A 21,337-nucleotide genomic window follows, 5' to 3' on the forward strand; every position below is an offset into this window, starting at 1 on the left:
CCGAAACAGTGCGCGTTTAATGGTTGGCCTACGGCGACGTAGCATTCGACAGGGCCGGAATCATGAAGATCGCTGATCGGCACTGAATTTTCCTTCAGTGAAGATAGTATTCCACAGGGACTGACAGTTCGACTTCATCGGGCATATCTACCGGAATATGTGGTAAAGGCTGCGCGCGCCGAAGTGTATCAAGGGCGGCATGATCGAGATCGAACGAACCGGATCTCTTTACGATAGCCGATGACAGCACCATGCCGGCGCGATTCATTCTGAAGCGAATCGAGACAGTCCCTTGTTGGCGGGCGGCCCGAGCGCGGGCAGGATAGCGGCGGAAGCCTTCCAGATGGGCCAGGATCAAGCCTTCCCAATTGGGGCGGGCGTCATTGGACAATCGGTTGGCGCTCGGCGCGACGACGCTTTTGGGCGCGGTCGTTTCCGGCACGGCGGGGCCGGGATCAACGATTTTTCCCGGCTCTCGCAAGTCTGCCGAAACCGTCGGCGCGGCGAGCTGCACGAGGGGGATCGGGCCCGGCTCGATGACGGGCTCAAGCTCAGCCTCCTGCTTTTCCACTTGTTCCGGTCCTGGCGCTACGTTGCGGACCGGCTCAGGGGGAGCCGCCAGCGGTTGCAGCTTTATCACTGTCAGCGGCTGGGAGGTGGCCCGCGCGGGCTGATAAACGGCCTTCCAAGTGAACAAGGCGGCGGCAAGGACCAGCCCAATGATCGAGACAGTCCCGGCAAGGCCGAATAGGCGTGTGCGCCAGTCCATCGGCTGATCGCAATACCGACTCTGGCCGCGCGACAGCTCGCCATTTTCCAGTCTCGCCACAGGCGTGGGCAGCGTGTTTCCCCGTCGCCGAGGGCTGTCAACATAATAGGTTCGGAAGACGACACGGCCCTCAAAGAGAGCCGTTTCATCATTCGCAGCCGCAAGCTGCGCCCCGCGATAACCTCCAGGCTTCATCGTGATTCTCCCGGCTCGGGTCGCCGAATGATCCAGATCGCCCAGAACAGCATGAATGCGGCCACGGCGTCGGTCAGCAGGCCGGGCCTGACGTGGAGCCAGAACAGCCCGAACCCCACCGCCATGCCGATGCACGCCGCGATCTTGGCATGGCGGGGCACTGCGCCCTCCGCGCCCCACGCCCGCAACCCCGGCCCGAAGCGAGGATGACCCAGCAACCATGCTTCGAGCCGGGGCGAGGACCGCGCGAAGCAGGGCAGCGCCAGCAGCATGAAATCAGTGGTCGGAAGCAGCGGCACGAAGATGCCGATGAAGCCGATTGCCACCAGCGCCAGGCCCAGGACGAGCCAACCAGCGCGACTCGTGCGGCCGCGCCGGAGCAGGTCGGCGTTGGTAGCCTCAGTCAAGCCGTGCATCCACATGGGCCTGGACCCGCGCGAACGCTTCCAGTGCGCCTTCCTTGGCACGCTTTTCCTCATCCTCGCTCAGTTCGACTGCATCCAGCGCGGCGGTAAATGCGCGCCAGTGGGGCGCAGGTCCTTCGGGCGCGGGCGCAAGATGACGCGCACCGATATCATCGGTCAGCCCGAGCTTCTGTGCTTCCTTACGCAGCACGGCCGCGCCCATGTTAGACCCTTCGGCGACATAGAGCCAGCCCAGCGCGGTGCCCATGTCCAGTGGATCATTGGCACCGAAAGCAGGCAAGCCGGCCTCAGGCACCGCAACACCGAGATGCTCCATGTCGGCCATGACGAGCGGCAACCGGCAGCGCTGGACGAGATCGGGGAAAGCGGCCTGGAGCCGTGGGTCGGCATAGAGGGTGGCCACGTCGCGGTGGAACAGATACTGGATCGCTAGAAAATGCTTGTAGCGCTCGATGCTGGCGAAAGACGACGCCGACATGATCGAGCGATCGACGCCCTCATGGACGATGCTGGTAAGCGCCTTGAGCCGCTTCGCGCGGCTTTGCTCGTCACCGGGAAGTTCAGCAGTCACTACGGTCATGAGTGTTTCTCCTGTGTTATGTGGATGGGAAGAGCGCCACGGGCGATCAGAAGGCATAGCTGAGCCTCACGCTCGCGGTCGTGCGCTTGTAGGAATAAAGCCAGTCGATGTTGCTCTCGACGCGGGTGTGCTGGACAACGATTTCGGGAACGAGCGGCCCGACTTTCAGGATGGGTAGACGGGCGATCCCGATAACGTTGAATTGGCGATCCTTGCGCTGCGCCTCGAACAATTCGCTGTAAGCGCGGTGGCGGCGGTAGCGATATGATCCCATGAGGAAGAGGCTCGCGACATTGCCGAAAGCCTTGTTGATCCCTAGCCGACCACCCCATTGGCGATAGGCTTCGACAAGGCTTGGCGTGTCCTTCACAATGACATCGGGTCCACCGAACACGGTCAAAGTCGGCGTCAGCGAATACCATCCTGTGATAGCAACATCCGTGAGCGGCCCATTTTGCGGAGCAAAAGCCGCATCGCGGTAACGGAAATCCCGGTAATTTCCCTCAACCTTGAAGAGCGACCGCGGCGAGACCGTGTGCGTCCATTCCGCGTTCAGACCTGGCGCACTGTAGAGCTCCGACGATCCGAGCGAACCGATCTCGAATGAGGGCGAGAGGGAGACGGCGTTGCGGGCGGCCTGATATTGATAGCCTAGACGCATGATCGCCGTCGCCTGGGAATAGGCATGATGTTCCGGATAGACATCGCCGAACAGGATCGCCCGCGCCCGGAGGCCGCCATGTCCGCTCAACGGAACATCTTTCGCGAGCGTGGCTTCGAAGTTGACGCCAGCGGCCGCGATCGCGGGCGGAACCTGTCGGTCGACAAGGCAGGTGCCGTCGTCGGTCGCCAGCAGGCAGGTGTAGCTCGCCGACGACTGATTGAGATTGCTGCTGTATCCGGGCCCGACAGCAAGGCTTCCCTGCCAGCTCCTGCGGCGCTTGAGCGCCCCCAGATAGGCATCGACCGTGCCGATCACACCCTGCGCCTGTGACCCATCATCGGCCAGCATATCGCGCGCTGCCCGGAAGGCGCTGTCAGCTTCACGATCCTTGTGATTGTCGAAAAGGACGCGTGCGAGTTCCAGCCTACCGGGGACAAAATCCGCCTTTATCGCCAACAGCGCCCGATAATGCCGTTCCGCGGTAGCTAGGTCGCCTTTCTCGCGCGCGAGCGCACCAAGAGCATATTCGACCAGCATGGGATCATGCCCATCCAGCTTCTGATAGGCGGCGAGGAAACGGCGAACGTCGGGCCACTGTTTGCGCGTCACTGAGATATAGAGAGCTTGTCCGATGTCATCGACAGTGTTGCCAACCGCGTAAGTCTGACCGTCTACGGTCAGCGAAGATGTATCACCGTCGAGCGCTTCAGCGTCCTCGATCGCGCGGGATTCCTGGTTCACGCGCTGGCGATCGACCTGCTGGTCAAGCCGCAGGCGCGTGTCCTGCCCGCTTGTCGTCTGCGTGTTGGCAACGGTCGCCCACAAGCTGGCCGCCAGAGCAAGCAACAGCGGCTCGTACGAGATCAAAATGCGAAAGGCTGATATGTCCATAAAGACGCCAGGCCGGATCATTGGTGACGGAAACCGGAGCCCCTTTGGAGGCCCCGGTCCCAACATGGGTGATCAGTTCTTAGTGCCGCCGAAAGCGGTACTGTACTGGCGGTTCGTACCGCTGAACGCGACGGTGCCCGCCAGCGCATTGACGTTCGAGCCGAAGAAGCGGCCGCTCACCACGCCGCTGGAGGCCAGCGGTGTACCGCCGGCGCCGGTCGCGCTTCCGCCAGCGCCTGCGAAGGCACCGCCAGACGTGATGGTCGCCGTGCCGATGTTCACGCCATAGGTTCCGCCAGCATTAGCCAGGCTGCCCGTGAGCGTGCCGCCGCTGCCGGTGAACGATGCATTGAACGTGCCGTTCAGAATGCCCTTGCCCTGATAGTCGCTGATGCCCTTGACCGAGTAGCTGGCCGAGCCGCTGGACGGGACTGAGGTCGATGCCCCTGTGCCACCATAATAGACGGTATGATCGCCGGCGGAGACGCTCGCAGTCTGCTTCCACTCACCAAAATAGATATCATAGCCGCTCACCTTGGCGAAATCGAAGCGGCCATATTGGCTGTGATCGGTCACGGTGCCGGTGACTGCGGTGAAAGTGGTTACGCCATTGGCATCCGTCCCAAGGACGCTCTGCAGGCCCTGAAAATCGATATACTGGCCTGCCGCGAGATTGGGCACATGGATGCCGACCTTGCCGGCAGAGTGGGGTCCCCCCACGACGGTACTGGCGGCGATCGTCACCTTGGAGGAATCGCTGGTTCCGCCGACGACCTGAGCCTGGGCGGCTCCAGCCATTGCGCTCGAGAGGGCGAGTGCCAGACCCAAGGCTTTGAGATGTGCGAAGTTCATACTATTCTCCTGCTTGTTGGAGCGCCCGACCTTTCGAGCGCGTTCATCCAGGGTCGTCACCCATCATCCCGGTCTTGCGAGGATTGATGGATGTGGGCGGCAGCCCTGAATCTCGGTCAAAACCTCCCGGTCAGGCTGAGCCGCACCGTTCGACCCGGCGCGGGCAGCATGGAGCGTGACAGAGGGTCGAGATAATAGCTGTTGTTGAGATTGAGGCCCGACAGCTCGGCGCTGAAACGGTCGTTGATCTTGAACTTGGCATAGGCATCCAGCGTGATGATCTCGCCCCAGGTGTAGGGGATGTTGAGGAAGCATCCGCCGATGCAGTCGTCGGCATTAGTGAATTCCGCGAGCTGCGGATTGTCATAGCCAGCATACCAGGTGAAGCGCCCACCGACTTCGAGCCGGCGGTCGAAGAAGCGCCCTCCCACCGTCCAGTTGACCGTCTCCTCGGGGGTTGCCTGCGTGAGCAGGAAGCCCGACAGGAAGCCATATTTGACGCAATCCGGAATGCGGCCGCGCGACGGGTCTAACTGGGTTGCGACGCTCTCATCGCAGACCTTGTTGGTGGTCATGTGGCTGGCGCTGAGGTCAGTGAAGAAGCTGCCATTGTCGAAGCGCGCCTGCATCTCGAATCCGGCTATCATCTGCTTGTCGATGTTACTGAACATCAAGCCGGTGCTCCGCTCGATCACATCGTGGGTGGTGTTGTGGAACCAGGTCAGCTTGAGATCAGCATGCTGCCCTTCACCGAGACGAAACAGCGGCCGAAGATCCTGAATCCAGGCAGCTTCCCAAGACCGGATACGCTCGGGCTTCAGATCGCGCAGCGGGTTGATCGAGGCCGAGAACCCAATCGTGCTCTCGAACATGCTCGGGAAGCGATAGGCCTCAGCGTAGCGGACATAGGCCCGGCTCGCACTGCTGATATAAACGGTGGCCGAAACCGTCGGCGCCCAGCCATGGCCGGACTTTCGTCTGGTCTCTGTGATGGGAACGAGCGTGTTATTCGCGATTGCGACGCAGGTTCCCGAATAATTCGCGACGCTGCTCAGTGAGCCATTGAGGCAGATGTTGTCGGCTCGCTTGAATCGACCCTCAACATCTGGAGCCCAGTCAGGGCCGTTGTGAGTTATGTTGAAAGGGATGTTTGGATCATAGTCTGCCACAAAAGCGGGAAGGAACGCTTCGATATCCTCGGAAGAAAAGCCAAAGCCGGCGAGTTGGCTACGCCAATAGGTCTCATAATCGGCGAAGCTGGAGCCGACAGTCTGATAGGATGTGCTCCAGCTCGTCGTAACTGGCCGGCTGATCGATCCGCCCTGTTGCCTTAGATATTCCGGCAGGAAGTCGTCTTCAGCCCAGTATCCGGAGTATGACAGGCCAGCATTGAGCTTGATGAAGCTCGTCGGCCGCCATTCTCCGCTGAAGTTGATGCGATATTCCTCGCGCCGCCCAGCGCGCGGCAATTGCCGCCAGCCATTGGCGGCAGCGGTCGAATATTCGTCACCGGACCGCAGGCGCTCATGCTGCCAGTTTCCTTCCAAAAGGAAACTCAGTTTTGATGACAGGTTGAGCTGGTTGCTGGCGGTGAAGCCGTACCGGTCATTGTCGGAATTGGAGATGGCGGTGTTAACGATAGTCGGATCGCCTCCGAAGAGCGGGTCGGCCGCCGCATTGGGAAATCCGCCCGAGCTGTAGGTGTCGCTGACCGTATCGGTAGCCCAGGCCGTAGCGCGGAAATCGATCCAGCGGCTGTCCGGCTGCCACTTATATTCGGCGTTATAGGCCTTCGCATGCACCTTGCTGAGCGGCCACTGGACATTCCCGAACGCAGGCCCGTCCACCGTGAAGATGCGCGACGGCAGAATGTCGCCGAAGGTCGACTTGCTGTCGCGGAAACCGATCTGCAGCGCCTGATCGTCCGCAATCCGCCATGTCGACTTGACTAGGAAGGACTCCAACTCGCTTGACGTATTGGGAACCTCGTTACCCGGCTCGTAGTTGAGTCCGAGCTTGCGGACGAACGTGTGCGAGTTGAGCGGGAGATCTTCTTGGCTGTAATAGCCCGGAGCCGTTTTTCCCGAGAAGTAGTTGCCCCGTTCCCGGAACGCATAGGCGCCGAAGAGATCGAAATCGCCTACGCGGCCCGCAACAGCCAAACGGATCGCACGATCTCCGGCTGAGAACGATTCGTTGTCATCGGGCGTGCGCAAGTTCACTCGCAGCGAAGGGTCGCAATAGGCGTAAGTCGGTGAGGCACCGATCCCCGTGCAGACGAAGCCCGGTATCGTCCGATAATCCTGGCCCGTCAGTAGCGTCGGCACGCGTGGATTGGTTGCATTGTTGCCGCCTTCGAGCTTGAGCTCGATCCCGAAATTTCTGCCGGGTTTCAGGATGTCTGTCGCATCGAGCGTATTGATGACCACGGCACCGCCGGTCGAGCCGTTGACGCCCCGCGTCGAAACCGGCCCCTTCAGCACTTGAAGGCCGGAAATCAGACTTGGATCGACATAGCTGCGATTGCTCGCGCCGTTATAGCCGCGCCAAACGGTCAGAGCCTGTTCGGCGCCGTCGATGATGACCGGCACCCGGCCCGGCCCCTGGATACCGCGGATGCTGGGATCGAGCGCGCCGCCGTTGCGGGCGTCGCCGCTGAACACGTTGACCATGCCCTTGAGCACGTCGGCAGTGTTGACGCCCTTGTAGCGCTCGATCTCCTCCTTGCCGGCATAGGTCGATGAGATGTCCTGATCATATATGGAGGCCTTCTGCCGAGCATCGCGCTCAGCACCAGTTTCAGAAGCAGCGGTTTCGACGGGCGCACCCTCGACACGAAGAGAACCAAGGAAGATAGTGTCGGACCGAGGTTGATCGACTGCAGTGACCGAGACCTTGCGCAACGAAACGATCCTGCCCTCGATGTGGGCCGCCAAACCGGTGGAGGCAAGAAGACGCTGGAGCGCTTGCGAAGGCGTCATCGTGCCCTGAACGCCTGGGGACGAGAGGCCCCGAACTTGATCGGCATCCATGCTAACCTGCAGCCCCGACTGCCGCCCGAAATCTGTCAGCGCATCGACAACAGGCTGCGGCGCTATGTCGAACGCGCGCGCGCTCCGGCGCGGCCGACTGCGCCTGAGTCACGGTCGGCGCACTCACTCCAGCGACCGCCGCCGAAGCGAGCAGTGCCCCAGCCCAAAACGGGCGGCTTCCGAACTTCCTGTAGCTGCTCCCCGAACTCACCTAACCCACCCCCGCATCGACGTTGACCACCAACCAAATCGCTATTGCGATGCAGTTGCATAACTTCAACGTTTGAACGCCGCCTCATTCCGGAAAAAATGAAGGGAGAGGGAATTTTCTTGTGCTGGCTTAGCCGATGGTGACGATCCGCAGCCAAGGAGACACTCGCGAAATCGTCACATTGTGCGCTCGCCTCAGCGCCTCCAGCGCCAGATCGGGATCGCGCAGATCATAGAGGCCGCTGACCCGCCGGTTCTTCAACCCAGGCCCTCTGGCAACGATGTAGCCCTTATACCAAGGCCGGATCTGATCGATGACGTCCCCGATCGGCTGATCGTTGACGATTGCCACCCCCTCACGCCAAGACGCGACCCTGTCCGGTCTGATCGTGCTGCGTGATGCAGTGCCTTCACTTATCCATACTGACTGACCCGCAATCAGCACGACACGGCGAGGTGACGCAGCATCGCGCGTTTCCACCGCCACACGTCCTCGTTGAACCGCGACGGCGGTGTTGCTGCCTATCTTTTCGACGGAAAAGGCCGTGCCGAGGACCGTCACCCGACTATCCCCTGCCACGACGCGGAACGGCCGCGCTTCGTCATGCGCGACATCAAACCAGGCTTCGCCCTGCAGCAGATCCAGCCTTCTCCCCTTCGCGTCACCGGTAAAGGCGATAGCCGTCGACGGAGCGAGATGGGCAATGCTACCATCCTTGAGCCTGACCACACGCAGTTCGGCGGTTCGAGTGATCTCATCCGAGCGCACCCAAAGCGAAAGGTCGGGTGCAACGAACCACGCGAAGCATGCCGCCAGTGCCAGCCCCGCGAAATTCCTGACGCGCCCCAACCTTGGAAGCCAAGCTCGTTGCCTCGACAGCGACGGTGGCGTGCTCGCGCGTAAAGGACCGGCGATCGACATCAACCCCGACACATGCACGGTCTCCTCCCATGCGGCGAGGTGCGCGGGGCTGGTGGCGAGCCAATCTATGAATTGGGCTTGCAGTGCCTCATTGTCCGGCTCATCCTCGAGCTGAACCAGCCAAGCGGTGGCCTGGCGACTGAGATCGCTCCCCATTGGGTCCACCTCCTTTTCCCCAGTCATCCTGTTTCCAGCATTTTCCATCTGAGCAGACCGCGCGCGGCTTCCATCGCTTTATGCATTTAACGAACGAGACTCCCACATTTCCGGAAATTTATCGGAGAATGGCTCAATGGCGCCGCCGCAGGGCCTTCTTGCAGAATTCGACGGCCTCGATCACCAGTTCCGAGGCGAGACTCTTCGATATGCCAAGCTCTTGCGCTATCTCAATCAACTTCATTTCCTCGAAGCGGTGCATTTCGAATGCCCGGCGGGTCCGGACCGGTAATTGTCCCAGGGCTCTGTATAGCATGGCGAGTTCGTCCTTCGCTTCCGTGCTCGCTTGCTGGGAGGGTTCGTCGCTCGGTATAAGCTCGGTCGCAACGGTTGCTTCGGTTGTGAAGATACGACTTTCACGTCCATCCCGCCGCTGCCTGTCCAGCGCAAGGTTATGGACTATCCGGAAAAGATAGCCGCTCGGTTCTTCAAGGGTGCGCGAGCTAGCGGTCGCGCGGAAGCGCAACCAGGCGTCCTGAACCACATCTTGCGCTTCTGCAGAATCGCCAGTGATCCGCGTTGCGTAACGGAGAAGGTCCGCTTGAGCAGCAAGAAATACCTGAAGGCTATCGATTTTAGACACCCAACACGACGCCCCTACCTTGCGACGATACCAACCAGCGCGAGTAGCATTATCTTTGTTGCGAACCAATCGCAAATGCCCGAAGCCACGCTGGCGCTGTCTTCGAGGCCGACAAATTTCGGCAGGACGGAACGGCCGCAGGGGGGCAATCATGATAGTTCATTCGATGCGGCATAAACAACGAACAACTCGCCTGAAATTCCGGGACTTTATTGTCCGAAGCGAAATTAAATGGAGTTGACCGCAACCAGACATAATATAGCATTTCTCACAACAGGGACGCGCTTCAAACCCATGATTCAGTTGAAATCCTTATACTGATGAATGGAAATAATATATCTATAATAATACTAAAGCAGAAGTGCTTGGGGGTAGAAATGTTTAATTTCGGTTTGAACCGAAGGGAATTCCGTGAACAATTATTCGAGCGGAAGCCTTGGATCGTACGTCAGTGCTTTGATCCGTCACCTTTCAGTTGGTCGACAATCGATGCGGCGCTGGATCTTCAGGATCCTACCCGAGAGCTTTTAAAAGTGCTCCATAATGGCCGCGTCGATCCGTCCCACTATGTCGAAGAATATGTGGACATCGGGATCAGGACTCGCCGGATTCGTAAGGAGCGGCTTTATGAGATGATGTCCAAAGGCGCTACCGTCGTGCTGAACCGGATCGAACTCGTCTCGCCTATCGTCAGGGAAGTTTGCACCGAGATCGGCCGCTTTGTAGGCGCTCAGACGACATCCAACGCTTACGCATGCCTGGGCGGCGAGCCGGCGACCAACGTCCATTGGGATACGCATGACGTCTTCGTTTTGCAGATCGGCGGCAGCAAACATTGGCGGATCTACGAGCCCACCCACCCCCTTCCTATCAGCAGCCAGGTCAGCAACGATCGCAAGGACGAGCTTCCCAGCGCGCCGGTGATCGACGAGATATTGCAAGCGGGCGATGCACTATATGTGCCCCGGGGTTGGTGGCACAAGGTCGAACCGGTGGCAGGCAGCGATACTCTCCACCTGACGGTGGCGATCCACACGCCGTTGATTCTCGATTATTTCGTCTGGGCCTGCGGCTCGATCCTGCCCGGCCTTCTCGAGGTTCGCCACGCGGTGATGGGCGATGCGCAAGATCCCCGCCATGTGGCCGAAGCCGTGTCGGCGGTCAGCGAGGCGCTAATGCACCCCGCCACCTTGGAGGCCTTCTATGCTCGTTCGCGCCAACGTGAGCGCGTGGTTTCCCCATTCAATATCGCAGATCTCCTCAAGCAGGCCGAAACGCCGCTCTCCACCGGCACCCGGCTGATGCTGAATACGCGCCACGCTGATGGTAACGCCGAGCGGTTTGACGTGAATGGTGCACCGTTACAGCTCACAGGCGATCATCACCGTGTCGTGATCCTTCTCGCGCGTCACACAGCGCTCGATCTGGATGGCCTTCAACAGGAAATGCCGGACGTTGAACCCGGAAGCTTGGAAGCCGTAATCCGCGACCTGGCGAAGGCCGACATCATCCAGATCGCCGTGCCGCAGGCAACCCCGATCCCTGCCTTCGCATAACGGGGGCGTTGCCATGACCGTCTCAACGGCGAACAATCTTTTCCGGGAACAGGTGACTGAACGGCGTCGTCAGCGCCTCTACGGCGATGTCGTCCTGTCCGACAGCCACATCAGCTCTCGCCTTGTCATAGCAATGGGTGCGATCAGCCTTTCGTTGATTGTCTGGGCAACGACCGCGACTTATCCCCGAACAGAGGCCGTGCCCGGCGTGGTCATGACCTCCCAACCTTCCGCCAAGGTTTTCGCGCTCCGTTCCGGCGTGGCGGAGCGTGTTCTCGTGCGCGAGGGCTCGGCCGTGCGCCGTGGTCAGCCCCTCGCCTTCATCGGCGTCGACATGCGTGACGAGGAGCGGCGCGGAGCCGCCAAGGACAGTCTCACGGCGCTCACCGACCAGACGGATAGCGTCAAGGCGCAGATGCAAGCCGCGCACGACGCGCTCTCCTCCGAACGGGAAAAACTATTGGGTTTGCTCGAGACGAACGCGGGCGAACAGGCCACGCTGCGCGAGCAGTCGGTGATTCAGGCAGCGATCATCCGGTCGAAGGAAGACGAACTACGGCGGATCACGCCTGTCGCCGAGAAAGGTTTCATCAGCCAGATGGACATGGATCGGCGGCGGCAATCCTTGCTGGCCGAGCGGCAGCGCGCCGAGCAGATCAAGCAGCAGATCGTTCAACTCACCACGAGGCATAACGAGACCGCCGCGCAGTTGCGGCGGTTGCCGATGGATGAGTTGCGCCAGCGAGCCGAACTGCAGGGTGAACTCGGCTCCCTCATCCAACAGCGTTCGCGCGCCAGGGTTGATGTCGGTTACATGATCCTGTCGCCCGTTGATGGCCGCGTCACAGCCCTTCAGGCATCGCCGGGGCGCAGCGTGGATCCTCGCGTACCGTTGTTGAGCGTCCTGCCACAGCACTCGATTTTCCAGGTACAACTCTATGCGCCTTCCAAGGCCGTGGGGTTCATCCGCATGGGGCAGCAAGTGCGCATCTCCTACGATGCCTTCCCCTACAAACAGTTCGGCACGTTTGCCGGGACCATCACCTCAATCTCGCGGACTGCCTATGCGCCCGGCGAAATCGACGTGCCGGTGAAGATTGAGGAGCCGGTGTACCTCATCCGTGTACGCCTCGCCAATGAGACGGTGCCCGCCTTTGGCAAGCCTGTGCCGCTCCAGTCAGGCATGACCTTGCAGGGTACGGTGATCCTAGAGCGACGGTCTTTCGTGGACTGGCTCCTGCAGCCGCTTAATTCGGTGAGAAAGCGGACATGAGCGGCAGCGGTTTTCTCTTCGGGCATGACAAATATGTCCGTCAGGCGGAGGGCGGTGAATGCGGGCTCGCCTGCCTGACGATGGTCGCGCGCCATTATGGCGATAAGCTAGACCTATCCGCCTGGCGCCGCCGTTTCCCACTATCGACTCGTGGTAGCTCGCTCAAGGATCTGATTGCGATCGCCGATCAGATGGGATTTCATAGTCGCGCGCTGAAAAGCGACATAGCTTCACTCCAACAACTTTCGCTGCCTGCGATCCTGCATTGGGACCTCAACCATTATGTCGTGCTCGATCAGGTGCGGCCAGGCCTGCGGGGTACGCGATATTCGGTTCTCGACCCTGCAAATGGCATGCTGCTCCTCGACGAAGCGGCGCTTTCGGGCCACTTCACCGGCATCGTTCTGGAATTGACACCAGGCACGGCCTTTACGCCGGTGGTCAAGCGCACCCGCTTGCACCTCAGCCAACTATGGTCGCGCATCCGGGGAATCGGGCCGGCGCTGACGCGAATACTGGCCCTGTCGATCATCATGCAGATCGTAACGCTCGTCGTGCCCTTCTACACGCAACTGGCGATCGATACCGCGCTCCCCGGCTCCGACTTCGACCTCCTCAATATCATCGCCATTGGCTTTGCGGGCATTCTTCTCCTGAACGCGGCCGCGATGTGGGTGCGCAGCCGCCTCGTCCTCAGTCTCAGTAACAGCCTGAGCATCCAGACAGCGGTGAACCTTTTCCGCCATGCCATCCACCTGCCGACCGCATGGTATGAGAAACGGCACCTGGGTGACGTGACGTCGCGCTTTTCTTCGCTTCAGCCGATCACGGATTTGCTAACCCGAGGGCTGGTAAGCTCGGTCGTCGACGGCGCGTTGGCAATGGCCACGATTTGCCTGATGATTGTCTTCTCGCCGGTGCTGGCGAGCCTCACCGGCGGGGTCGTGTTCATCTACGCGCTTCTGAAGCTCGCATCGTTCAAGTCGATGAAGTTGGCCAACGCCAATGTGCTGACCGCCCAAGCGTTGGAGACATCTGCCTTCATCGAGAATATTCGCGGCATCTCTGCGATCAAGATGTTCTGCCAGGAAGGCAATCGCCAGCGCCAGTGGCAAAACAGGAAGGCTGACGTCGTCAACGGCACGATCAGGCTGGGTCGCCTAACGGGCAGCTTCGACACCGCAAACAGCTTCATCGTCGCCATCGAGAATCTGCTGTTCATCTATGTAGCGATCCGGATGGTGCTGGGCGGATCGATCACACTCGGTATGGTCTTCGCCTTCCAAGCCTATAAGCAGAGCTTCATAGGGGCCATGACGCGGCTGATAGACCAGTTGCTGAACTATCGTCTGCTGGATGTCCATCTCGACCGCATCTCCGACATCGCGCTGGAGCAGCGCGAACCGGAAGAGGGAAGCGCCCCGCTCTCCCAGATCGGCGTCATCGAGCTACAACATGTGACATTTTCCTATGGTTTTGGGCAGCCGCCTGTCCTCAAAGGGGTGTCGCTTCGCATTGAGCCGGGCAAAACAACGGTGCTCGTTGGACCTTCCGGCGCGGGCAAGACGACGTTGTTCAAGATATTGTGCGGCCTCCTGCAACCGACGTCGGGCAGGATGTTGATCGACGGCATTCCGATCCAGGAATTCGGTGCTCGCAATTATCGCATGCATCTGGGCGCTGTCAGCCAGGAGGACACGCTGTTTGCTGGGTCTCTGGCAGAGAATATCGCTTTCTTCGACCCGGACTATGACATGGACCGCGTCATCGATTGCTGTCGTCGCGCCGCCATCCATGACGACATCATGCGCATGTCGATGAAGTATGAAACCTCCGTGGGCGATATGGGATCGAACCTCTCCGGCGGCCAGAAGCAGCGCGTCCTGCTCGCGCGCGCGCTCTATCGCAATCCCGGCGTGCTGATGCTCGATGAAGGCACGGCTCATCTCGACGTGACCACAGAGAGCCGTGTGGTCGAAGCCATCAAACAGCTTGGCGGCACGCGTATTCTCGTAGCGCACCGTCCTGAAACGATCAGAATGGCCGACATCATCTACCAGATTGTCGATGGTCAGGCGATCCGAGTCGCCCCTCAGGCGCCGGATGAGAGAAGTTCCATCGTGGCGACATCATCAGATCATGAAGTCCAGGAGGACACGGCAGTCTTATCAAGCGGCAAGCAAGAACTCTTCATCCAACAAAGGAGATAGATTATGCGGCATTTTAGTGGTGAATTTGAAGGAATCCGTCCCCTGATGGCGGATGAACTGGACTTGATAGCGGGTGGCGAAGGCGAGGATACCGACGACGTTCCAGCCGATGCCGCTCTTGATCCTTGCCAGATCAATTTCCTGAGGAACCAGCTTCAAGCTAAGGGGATGCCTAATGATTTCCTGGGGCAGGTTACCTTCAAATCAGGGCTTGATGGCGCAGAGAATATATACACTGCGGTAGCTTGGCTACAATCCGGCACTGCCGCTGTTACACAAGGCAACACAATTTATGTGAAACCGGAACTGTTCAACGATTTTGTTACATTCCAGAACAAGGCGGCCTACGAAGAAGTATTTCATGCAGCTCAATTCAGGCAGTATGGTGATGATTTCTATTCTCTGTATGGAATATCATCGGTGTATGGCGGATTCTTCGGGGCAGGAATGTATGATGGAAATCAATTTGAGATAAATGCCAAGTCTTTCGCAAATCAAATGCAGGGCAGCAATATGTCCTGTGGAGGATAAGGTAATATCGCCATGAAACAGATAAACTGGGGGGTTGTAGCTTCAATCCCAATTTTATTGATCGGATTGTTTACGGCGTTCGTGATATTTGTAGGATCAGTGATGGGAGGAGGTGGTTGCGAAGGGCGACCCTCTCCTTGCAACCCGGACTTTGGCCATATGTGGACGATGTTAGCGGCCATTCTGATTTTAAGCGGTCTATTTACCGTCATCTCCTACAAAACTGTTAACAACTTCGTAAAAAAACGTCGCGCACGTAATCCGCCGAAGAAAAACCATTGAATACCCGTTATATAGGAGGCTATCATGCGACACTTCAGTGGTGAATTTTCCGAACTCCGCCTTCTCATGGAAGACGAGCTTGATCTCATCGCAGGCGGCGAAGGTGAGGACACGGATGATGTTCCTCCGCCTGTTGAGGGCGACGACATCATTGTCAACGGCCAGCGGTTACCGAATAACTTTTATTACACCCCTCCGATCGTGACTGGCGGCGGCGGGTTTGGTGCCGGAGGTGGAGGCAACGGCCCCGAGGATGACTATCCTGACACCCCCGACACTCCTTGCGTCGAAACGACATTCTCAGCATCAAACATCTCTGTCGATCGCGTGAACAATGCGGCACAGGCGGCGGCAGACGCGATCGACGCCACCGGAAATGCCTGGAAATGGGAGTATGGAGCGTTCATTTACGAGTATGGCGGACACGTCTTGTTCACACCGCCGTTTACAAGCCAGAACGGTAGCGAGGTGGCGTTCAACACGGCAACGCTTCCTCCCGGTGCTCACGTGCTCGCGATAATCCATAATCAGCCATATGGCACCGGCGGTGCTGACCAACGCCTCCCTTCGGCACATGATTGGGACACTTATGATGCCTTGGCGGGCAAAACGATCGGTGGAAAGACTTTCGACAGCAACATGTTGAGCTACATCTCCACCGACCAGGACAATAAGGTCAGGCCGTACGACAATACCGATAAGAACCAGAACAGCCCTTCTTGCGGCTTCTAGGTCGGTTTGAGGATCTGACACATGATAACTCTCATCAGCGCGCTGCTGGCTCTTTCTAGCCAGAGCGTGGTTCCTGGGAAAGGCAGCAGCGGAGGCGATATCACCGTTTCGACCGGCCCGGATATGAGGGCTGCCTATAGCTCAAACTTTGTGGCGAGATGCGGTAGCCTTGAACTTCAAATAGCCAGTGAAGGAGCGGGTGGCACCGGCCGTGATTTGCCGGTGACTAAGTTAAGCCTAAATGGAAGGGCTCTACCGGTCCAAAGTACGGCACTGTCTGAAGTGCTGCAGCGCGGTGACGGAATCCGGAAGTTAGTCGCCTTTTGTGGAGTAGAGCGTGAGGAACTTAGGGTTCGCATTTATTCCGTCAGAAGGCCGAGTGACAGGATTATATATTCTGTTGGAAGCTTTACGGTTAAAGCGGGAGGCGGAACTACCTTCCACGGAGAAGAGCGGGTTTCCCCGGAAGATTTCTGGTTTGGTTAGCTAGAAGCGCCGGATCTCTCGTTCTGGCCGGTGGCAGAACTGGGACAGCGTCAACGGCATAAGGTTGATGATAAATGCTTATATGGGGCGTCAAAAACGCGCCCCATATAAGCCGTACGGGCACCTGATGAACCAGGCGACATTAGACTCTCGCTTTTTCCAAGTGCCGCTGCCTGTCGAAAGACATATAAATCCTGACAGGCCCGCATGATGCGGCATCGGTTCAGAAGAGCATATTGGCAGCGCGACAGACCTCCTGAATACCCCGCAGTTCATCGTGGAGCGAAGTGTCCCCACGTCGTGAGCGCAATGTGAATCCTTGTGACGGGTCGCGCTTGTAGATGACCTGGACCTCATTCGAACTGACCATTTCAATTATTAGATCGCGACTAAAATCCGCGATCTGCGCGCGGAAGCCGGCGGTGGAAATGGCGGTCTTGAAGGCAACACTGCAACCCGCTGCATCAACATCGACTACGGGCCTTGGCTCTCGGTTCCTCTCGCCCATACCAATAATTGCAATGTCACCGGCATGCGCTCTCCGGGCGAGATCTGCTATATGGTCCTTCTGCATCGGGGCCGCCGAAATCGAACGGTCGCCATGAGCCCTCCCAGCCAGGAAAAGAGCAGCAAGGCTGGCAATCAGCATAGCGCACCAATTCGTTGGAATGAGAGTCATTGCCTGTCAGTTGCTTCCACTTGAATCCTGTCGAGTAACGCTTGGGCGCGTTGGACATTGGCGCCGTGAGGATTGGCGGCGATCGGCATGATAGCGGCCGTCGCCTCCGCATATCGACGGCGGGCCACCAGAGCCGTTGCCGCTCCGATAGCTATGTCACCAACCAGCGGCGCAAGCCTGTGCGCGACCAGGAGTTGTCCGACGACCTTATCCGTCCGCCCCGCGCTCGTGTCCGGCGCGGTGAGCGCAAGCCGGTAAAGTGCGGTGTAATAACCGGGGTCCGCTTCGACGGCCTTTGCGAACCAGCCATGTGCGGCCGCATAAAGTTCCGGGCGTCGGGCTTCATCACGACGTCCGGTGAAGAAGTCCGCAATCCCGCGATAATAGAGCAGTTCCGCATCGCTGGGCATCTGCGCAATCAACTTGTCGATCATAGCGACACCGGCGGCTCGATCCCCTGAGCCTATCTCCACTCGCGCCCGCACCCGCTGGGCATAGGGATCGTCGGGATAACGCGCGGCAACCGTGCGGATCGCTGCTAGCGTCTCCGCCTCGAGGGCAGGGTCGGCCATGCCAAGATTGAGCGCGAGTTGGTGCAACAGAAGATCGTCAGCCGATGCCGGCAGTGCGCTGACCGTGATCGCGGGGGACGGCCCCTGATGGCGGCCCATCGATCCAAAACCGAGGCCGCCGTCCCTGTAGCGCTTGAGATCGATTTCGAATGCGGCGTGATCCTTGCCAAAGGCGCTCCGGAACGCCGCCGGCTCGGCGATGCCGCGATGCAGATCGGCTAGATAGCGGATCAGAGCCTCGCGCCGCTCGAGTGCGGCAAAGAGATAATGCACGATCAGCCAGCTTTCCGCATAAAACTGCGGAAGCTGCGCAGCGGACAACCCCCTGCGACCCGAAGCGAAGATGCGCTCGACCGGCAGCCACGTTCCATTCAGCAGAGATGCCGCCCTACCCGGGTTGGGACGGCCAATCTCGATCCGATCAGCCAGAAAGCGAGCGGTCATCACATATTCGGCAAAGCCTTCACTGTACCATGCCGGATAGGCCGCCGGGTAATAGCGGGTCATGAAATGATGGGTATATTCATGCAGAAGCACTTCTTCGCCGCCTAGGCCGGGGCGATCACCCCGGACCGCCAGCGCCGCCGTGCCCCCCACCCGCGCCATATAGACACCCCGAGCGCCATCGGGGAGGCGAGCGACCTGACGCAGCTTTCCGGCGGAACTGACCATATAGACCTTCAAACGAGCAGGCGATGGTGGCGCGCTGGTGCCCGTCAGTGACCGAAGCAACTGATCATAGTTTTCTAGCAGCGTTGCGGATTCGCGCAGATCGGCTTCATTGCCGTCGCTGGTTACGATGAAATTGTCCGATCGGGCTTCCATCCAGCGGGCATGGGCAACGGATGGGGTCATAGCCCCGAGTGCAAGACAGAACAGGCCAAATCGACGGATCATCGCCTTGATCACGGCGCTCATGCCAAAGGCGCCTTCGCCGTCCAGCAACCCGCCATGTCGGATTGCAGGCGCTCGGCCCAAGCCGCGAGCGGGGTTCCAACGTTTGCGGTAATTCGCAGCGTAGCGATGGGGCCTCCAGGATAAACACCGGGCGCCTCAAGAGTGTATAGCGTGCCGTCCAGGGGCGGAGGCGAGCTTTCGACAAAACCAGGCGGCGCAACATGCGTCGATCCAGCATGCCGCATGGCGCTGATTGCTGGGCGCATGACTGCACAGGTACGGCTGTCAGCCCAGCGAACGGTTAGGCCGCCACCTCGGCTCCCTCGCACCTCGCGGCGCATCCAATAGTCGAGTTGCTTCTTGTCGCGATCATACCGCAACGTACCGATGGCTATTTCCGTGCGGGTTTCCGCGAAGGACGGTTCAATCCGTAGCGTCGCCCAACTGCTGGACGGCATGTTCGCATGCGGAGATGGCTCCCCTATCACGGGCAACGACGCCTGCGCAAAAAGGAAAAACGCTATCATCAACCTGCCCCTGCTCCCTCATCAACAAGCGCATCACAACGGCAAGAAGGCTCTGAGTAGGGGCGATGAAACTGGTAACAGCGGGGACGCAAAGCTGATGCATACATGGTGCGGAACACACCGGTTCGCTCAACCGCCGCATTCAGCCAAGAGCGGTCTCACAAAGCACCGAATTGAGGACAGCCAAGTCTTGTTCTTCCCTGCCTACATGGCCTCAACCGCATGGGCTTCGAAGGCGACGCCCAGTCGTTTGCGTACTGCACCGAAAATTGCGGCGAGATTATCCATGCTCGGATTGCCCTTCTCCGACAGCATCCGGTGCAGACTCTTACTCGGGCGGTTGGTCTCGGTCGCCAGTTCCTCGAAGCCGACCGACGCATTGACCAGATCGCGCAGGATCAACCGCGCAATGTGCGGCTCGCCATTGAGGAACGCGGTTGCGGCCTCATCCAGCATGGCCTTGGCGAAGGCGGGATCGCGCGCGGCGCGCTCCTTCACAGTTTCCTTGAAATCGCGGGTCAGTACCATCTCGTCACTTCCTATCTTTCCTGGCCGCCGCCTTGCGGGCCTTATATTCGCTCAGCAGCACTCCGGCCCGTTCGATGTCGGATTGCTGCCGCTTCTTCGTCCCACCCACGAACAGGATAATGAGGTCATCCCCATCCTGGGCGAGATAGAGGCGGTAGCCCGGTCCCCAATCGATCCTGCATTCCCCGAGCCCGCCACCGATCCATTTGACGTTCGACAGATTGCCCAATTCCATCCGAACGATGGCAGTCGCCACCTTGGCCGAAGCCTGGGAATCGAGATCATCGAACCATGATCGGAACTGGCTTGAGCCGTCCTCGCGAATATACTCCTGAACGATCAACTCATCGCCTTTCAAGTAACATATACGTTACCAAATGTCCAGTAGGGAGATCAGGCGACCAGCCGCAGCCGATCAAGCTTGGCCGCGCCCTCAGCGAGCAGCCGAGCGATCTCGTCCGATGTGCACCGGACGGCGAGCTTCAAGGCTTCGTCGATATGGATGTAGTCCTGCGTCACATTCTGCGACGCATGGCCCAGCATTGCCCGGATCGTCAGTTCCGAGAAACCGAGTTCGCCGGCGATGCTACCAAAGGTATGCCGCAAGGTATGAGGCGTGACACCGGCGAGGCCGGCGAGCTGGCAGACCCGCTTGAGGCAGGCGCTGACCGCCGTGTACGGACCATCTGCCGCCGTCGATGGAAACACGTGGGGATTGCCCGCGATCTCCGCTTGCGCGACAACGACCTTGATCGCTTCCGGCCCGATCGCGCGAATCTGCGCATCGCCCTTGGTATCCGGGAAGGCGACGAAGCCGCCCATCGGATTGACCCAGGTCCGCTGCATCGCCTGCGCTTCTTCGCGGCGGTAGCCAGTGAGGAGAAGCGTGCGGATCACCGCGAGCGCAGTAGGATTTTCACCGTTGTGCTCGGCATAGGCCATCGCCTTGCCCAGCGCTTCGATCTCGGTAACGCTGAGGCGCCGCGTTCTCTTCTTCCCCGCCAGCTTCTTCGCCCCCTTGGTCGGATGTTCGGCGAGAAGTCCTTTGTGCTTGGCATGTCCGAGAATCGCCTGGAGCGTTCCCACGCAGCGTGCGGCTACACCGGGGCCACCGGTGGCCTTGCCACCACGGCCACCTGTCCGCGCCTTCTCGGTCTTTCCGTTCATAACATCGGTCTGCATCGCCTCGACATCGGCAATCGTCAGATGCCGTGCAATCCGCTTGCCAAGCAGCGGCTTGATGTGCGTTCTGATCCGGCTCTCGTCCATGTCGAGCGATGGCCCTTTGATCGGCCGGTTCTTGCGACCAAGGATTCGGCCAGCCCGTGCTTCGGTCAGATACCAGTCGCAAAGTTCGGCGACATTCATCTCATTGCGGGCGCGGCGCGCTTCTTCCGCTGGATCTTCACCAGCGGCAACCGCTCCGAGTTTGATCTTGGCCAGATCGCGCGCCTGCTCGACCGTGAGGACACCGAAGCGCCCAATCTTGATGCGGCGCAGGCGCCCCTCTGTGTTCGCATATTGGATCACGAAGGTCTTCGCGCCCGTGGAGCCGACCCGGACTCCAAAGCCCTTGATCTCGGTGTCCCAGATGAAGTCCTGGCCCGCCTTCGGGGGGACGAGTGCATCAATCGTCCGCTTGTTCAGCTTGGCTTGCGCCATCGGAAGCTCTCCAATTTATTACGCGGGCTTCGGCCGACCCAAAAGTAATAAGGACGTAATAGA

The 21,337-nt window shown here is 59.4% G+C and carries 19 protein-coding genes; 6 read left to right on the forward strand and 13 right to left on the reverse strand.

The genetic code is table 11. The features are described from left to right. Positions 1-94: 94 nt before the first annotated feature. From L286_RS41615 to L286_RS41650, 8 genes are all read right to left on the reverse strand, one after another. Positions 95-964 (reverse strand): energy transducer TonB family protein, encoded by an 870-nt coding sequence (locus tag L286_RS41615; protein WP_200862224.1) that lies wholly within the window; start codon positions 962-964, stop codon positions 95-97. Then, positions 961-1,380, reverse strand: coding sequence for a YbaN family protein (locus L286_RS41620; protein WP_021223878.1), 420 nt, complete (start codon positions 1,378-1,380; stop codon positions 961-963). Before L286_RS41620 ends, L286_RS41615 begins: the two co-directional genes overlap by 4 nt. Next, complete coding sequence (locus tag L286_RS41625) at positions 1,364-1,969, reverse strand: biliverdin-producing heme oxygenase (RefSeq protein ID WP_020817592.1); 606 nt, start codon at positions 1,967-1,969, stop codon at positions 1,364-1,366. Before L286_RS41625 ends, L286_RS41620 begins: the two co-directional genes overlap by 17 nt. A 46-nt stretch (positions 1,970-2,015) precedes the next feature. After that, positions 2,016-3,524, reverse strand: coding sequence for a surface lipoprotein assembly modifier (locus tag L286_RS41630; protein ID WP_020817591.1), 1,509 nt, complete (start codon positions 3,522-3,524; stop codon positions 2,016-2,018). Positions 3,525-3,596: 72 nt separating this feature from the next. Beyond that, positions 3,597-4,376: a Slam-dependent surface lipoprotein gene (locus L286_RS41635; RefSeq protein ID WP_025161209.1), complete on the reverse strand. Its 780-nt coding sequence runs from the start codon at positions 4,374-4,376 to the stop codon at positions 3,597-3,599. A 116-nt stretch (positions 4,377-4,492) separates the two neighbouring features. Further along, positions 4,493-7,408, reverse strand: coding sequence for a TonB-dependent receptor (locus tag L286_RS41640; RefSeq protein ID WP_084498553.1), 2,916 nt, complete (start codon positions 7,406-7,408; stop codon positions 4,493-4,495). Between the two features lie 340 nt (positions 7,409-7,748). After that, positions 7,749-8,696 (reverse strand): FecR family protein, encoded by a 948-nt coding sequence (locus L286_RS41645; RefSeq protein WP_200862223.1) that lies wholly within the window; start codon positions 8,694-8,696, stop codon positions 7,749-7,751. A gap of 133 nt (positions 8,697-8,829) precedes the next feature. Next, positions 8,830-9,492, reverse strand: coding sequence for a sigma-70 family RNA polymerase sigma factor (locus tag L286_RS41650; protein ID WP_115288577.1), 663 nt, complete (start codon positions 9,490-9,492; stop codon positions 8,830-8,832). A gap of 224 nt (positions 9,493-9,716) precedes the next feature. Here L286_RS41650 and L286_RS47555 point away from each other — a divergent pair, with 224 nt between their 5' ends. Genes L286_RS47555 through L286_RS41670 form a run of 6 tightly spaced genes read left to right on the forward strand, consistent with a single transcriptional unit; the run spans position 9,717 to position 15,923 of the window. Next, positions 9,717-10,895 carry a JmjC domain-containing protein gene (locus L286_RS47555; RefSeq protein ID WP_025161210.1) on the forward strand — a complete coding sequence of 393 codons (1,179 nt, stop codon included), beginning with the start codon at positions 9,717-9,719 and terminating at the stop codon, positions 10,893-10,895. Between the two features lie 13 nt (positions 10,896-10,908). After that, on the forward strand, positions 10,909-12,168 hold the full coding sequence (locus L286_RS41655) for an HlyD family secretion protein (RefSeq protein ID WP_020817585.1): 1,260 nt from the start codon (positions 10,909-10,911) through the stop codon (positions 12,166-12,168). Beyond that, a complete protein-coding gene (locus L286_RS41660; protein ID WP_020817584.1) occupies positions 12,165-14,378 on the forward strand; it encodes a peptidase domain-containing ABC transporter in 2,214 nt (737 codons plus the stop codon). The genes L286_RS41655 and L286_RS41660 overlap by 4 nt, the downstream gene beginning before the upstream one ends. A gap of 3 nt (positions 14,379-14,381) precedes the next feature. After that, positions 14,382-14,909, forward strand: a complete 528-nt coding sequence (locus tag L286_RS41665; RefSeq protein ID WP_125445805.1) for a hypothetical protein — start codon at positions 14,382-14,384, stop codon at positions 14,907-14,909. Positions 14,910-14,921: 12 nt separating this feature from the next. Continuing rightward, complete coding sequence (locus tag L286_RS48655; RefSeq protein ID WP_125445804.1) at positions 14,922-15,191, forward strand: hypothetical protein; 270 nt, start codon at positions 14,922-14,924, stop codon at positions 15,189-15,191. 24 nt (positions 15,192-15,215) lie between these two features. Further along, on the forward strand, positions 15,216-15,923 hold the full coding sequence (locus L286_RS41670) for a hypothetical protein (protein ID WP_020817582.1): 708 nt from the start codon (positions 15,216-15,218) through the stop codon (positions 15,921-15,923). A gap of 709 nt (positions 15,924-16,632) precedes the next feature. On the opposite strand, the gene L286_RS41675 is transcribed toward L286_RS41670, so the two are convergent. The 5 genes from L286_RS41675 to L286_RS41700 all read right to left on the reverse strand — a co-directional run bounded on the left by L286_RS41675 (position 16,633) and on the right by L286_RS41700 (position 21,274). Next, positions 16,633-17,058, reverse strand: a complete 426-nt coding sequence (locus tag L286_RS41675; protein ID WP_020817581.1) for a hypothetical protein — start codon at positions 17,056-17,058, stop codon at positions 16,633-16,635. 26 nt (positions 17,059-17,084) lie between these two features. Beyond that, positions 17,085-18,578 (reverse strand): hypothetical protein, encoded by a 1,494-nt coding sequence (locus tag L286_RS41680; RefSeq protein WP_125445803.1) that lies wholly within the window; start codon positions 18,576-18,578, stop codon positions 17,085-17,087. A 710-nt stretch (positions 18,579-19,288) separates the two neighbouring features. After that, entirely contained in the window at positions 19,289-19,612 is a 324-nt protein-coding gene (locus tag L286_RS41690) for a helix-turn-helix domain-containing transcriptional regulator (protein ID WP_020817578.1), read from the reverse strand. Between the two features lie 4 nt (positions 19,613-19,616). Beyond that, entirely contained in the window at positions 19,617-19,955 is a 339-nt protein-coding gene (locus tag L286_RS41695; protein WP_020817577.1) for a type II toxin-antitoxin system RelE/ParE family toxin, read from the reverse strand. 50 nt (positions 19,956-20,005) lie between these two features. Then, positions 20,006-21,274, reverse strand: coding sequence for a tyrosine-type recombinase/integrase (locus L286_RS41700; RefSeq protein ID WP_020817576.1), 1,269 nt, complete (start codon positions 21,272-21,274; stop codon positions 20,006-20,008). Positions 21,275-21,337: the final 63 nt, after the last annotated feature.

The sequence above is a fragment of the Sphingobium sp. HDIP04 genome (genome assembly GCF_000445085.1).
Classification (GTDB): domain Bacteria; phylum Pseudomonadota; class Alphaproteobacteria; order Sphingomonadales; family Sphingomonadaceae; genus Sphingobium; species Sphingobium indicum.

Excerpts from the sequence above, each read along its gene's own strand:
- L286_RS41615 (WP_200862224.1), bottom strand. The coding sequence starts at position 964 with ATGAAGCCTGGAGGTTATCGCGGGGCGCAGCTTGCGGCTGCGAATGAT.
- L286_RS41630 (WP_020817591.1), bottom strand. The coding sequence starts at position 3,524 with ATGGACATATCAGCCTTTCGCATTTTGATCTCGTACGAGCCGCTGTTG.
- L286_RS41650 (WP_115288577.1), bottom strand. The coding sequence starts at position 9,492 with ATGATTGCCCCCCTGCGGCCGTTCCGTCCTGCCGAAATTTGTCGGCCT.
- L286_RS41665 (WP_125445805.1), top strand. The coding sequence starts at position 14,382 with ATGCGGCATTTTAGTGGTGAATTTGAAGGAATCCGTCCCCTGATGGCG.
- L286_RS41700 (WP_020817576.1), bottom strand. The coding sequence starts at position 21,274 with ATGGCGCAAGCCAAGCTGAACAAGCGGACGATTGATGCACTCGTCCCC.
- L286_RS41625 (WP_020817592.1), bottom strand. The coding sequence starts at position 1,969 with ATGACCGTAGTGACTGCTGAACTTCCCGGTGACGAGCAAAGCCGCGCG.
- L286_RS41655 (WP_020817585.1), top strand. The coding sequence starts at position 10,909 with ATGACCGTCTCAACGGCGAACAATCTTTTCCGGGAACAGGTGACTGAA.
- L286_RS41675 (WP_020817581.1), bottom strand. The coding sequence starts at position 17,058 with ATGCTGATTGCCAGCCTTGCTGCTCTTTTCCTGGCTGGGAGGGCTCAT.
- L286_RS41690 (WP_020817578.1), bottom strand. The coding sequence starts at position 19,612 with ATGGTACTGACCCGCGATTTCAAGGAAACTGTGAAGGAGCGCGCCGCG.
- L286_RS41660 (WP_020817584.1), top strand. The coding sequence starts at position 12,165 with ATGAGCGGCAGCGGTTTTCTCTTCGGGCATGACAAATATGTCCGTCAG.
- L286_RS41620 (WP_021223878.1), bottom strand. The coding sequence starts at position 1,380 with ATGCACGGCTTGACTGAGGCTACCAACGCCGACCTGCTCCGGCGCGGC.
- L286_RS41680 (WP_125445803.1), bottom strand. The coding sequence starts at position 18,578 with ATGAGCGCCGTGATCAAGGCGATGATCCGTCGATTTGGCCTGTTCTGT.
- L286_RS47555 (WP_025161210.1), top strand. The coding sequence starts at position 9,717 with ATGTTTAATTTCGGTTTGAACCGAAGGGAATTCCGTGAACAATTATTC.
- L286_RS41670 (WP_020817582.1), top strand. The coding sequence starts at position 15,216 with ATGCGACACTTCAGTGGTGAATTTTCCGAACTCCGCCTTCTCATGGAA.
- L286_RS41645 (WP_200862223.1), bottom strand. The coding sequence starts at position 8,696 with ATGGGGAGCGATCTCAGTCGCCAGGCCACCGCTTGGCTGGTTCAGCTC.
- L286_RS41635 (WP_025161209.1), bottom strand. The coding sequence starts at position 4,376 with ATGAACTTCGCACATCTCAAAGCCTTGGGTCTGGCACTCGCCCTCTCG.
- L286_RS41640 (WP_084498553.1), bottom strand. The coding sequence starts at position 7,408 with ATGGATGCCGATCAAGTTCGGGGCCTCTCGTCCCCAGGCGTTCAGGGC.
- L286_RS48655 (WP_125445804.1), top strand. The coding sequence starts at position 14,922 with ATGAAACAGATAAACTGGGGGGTTGTAGCTTCAATCCCAATTTTATTG.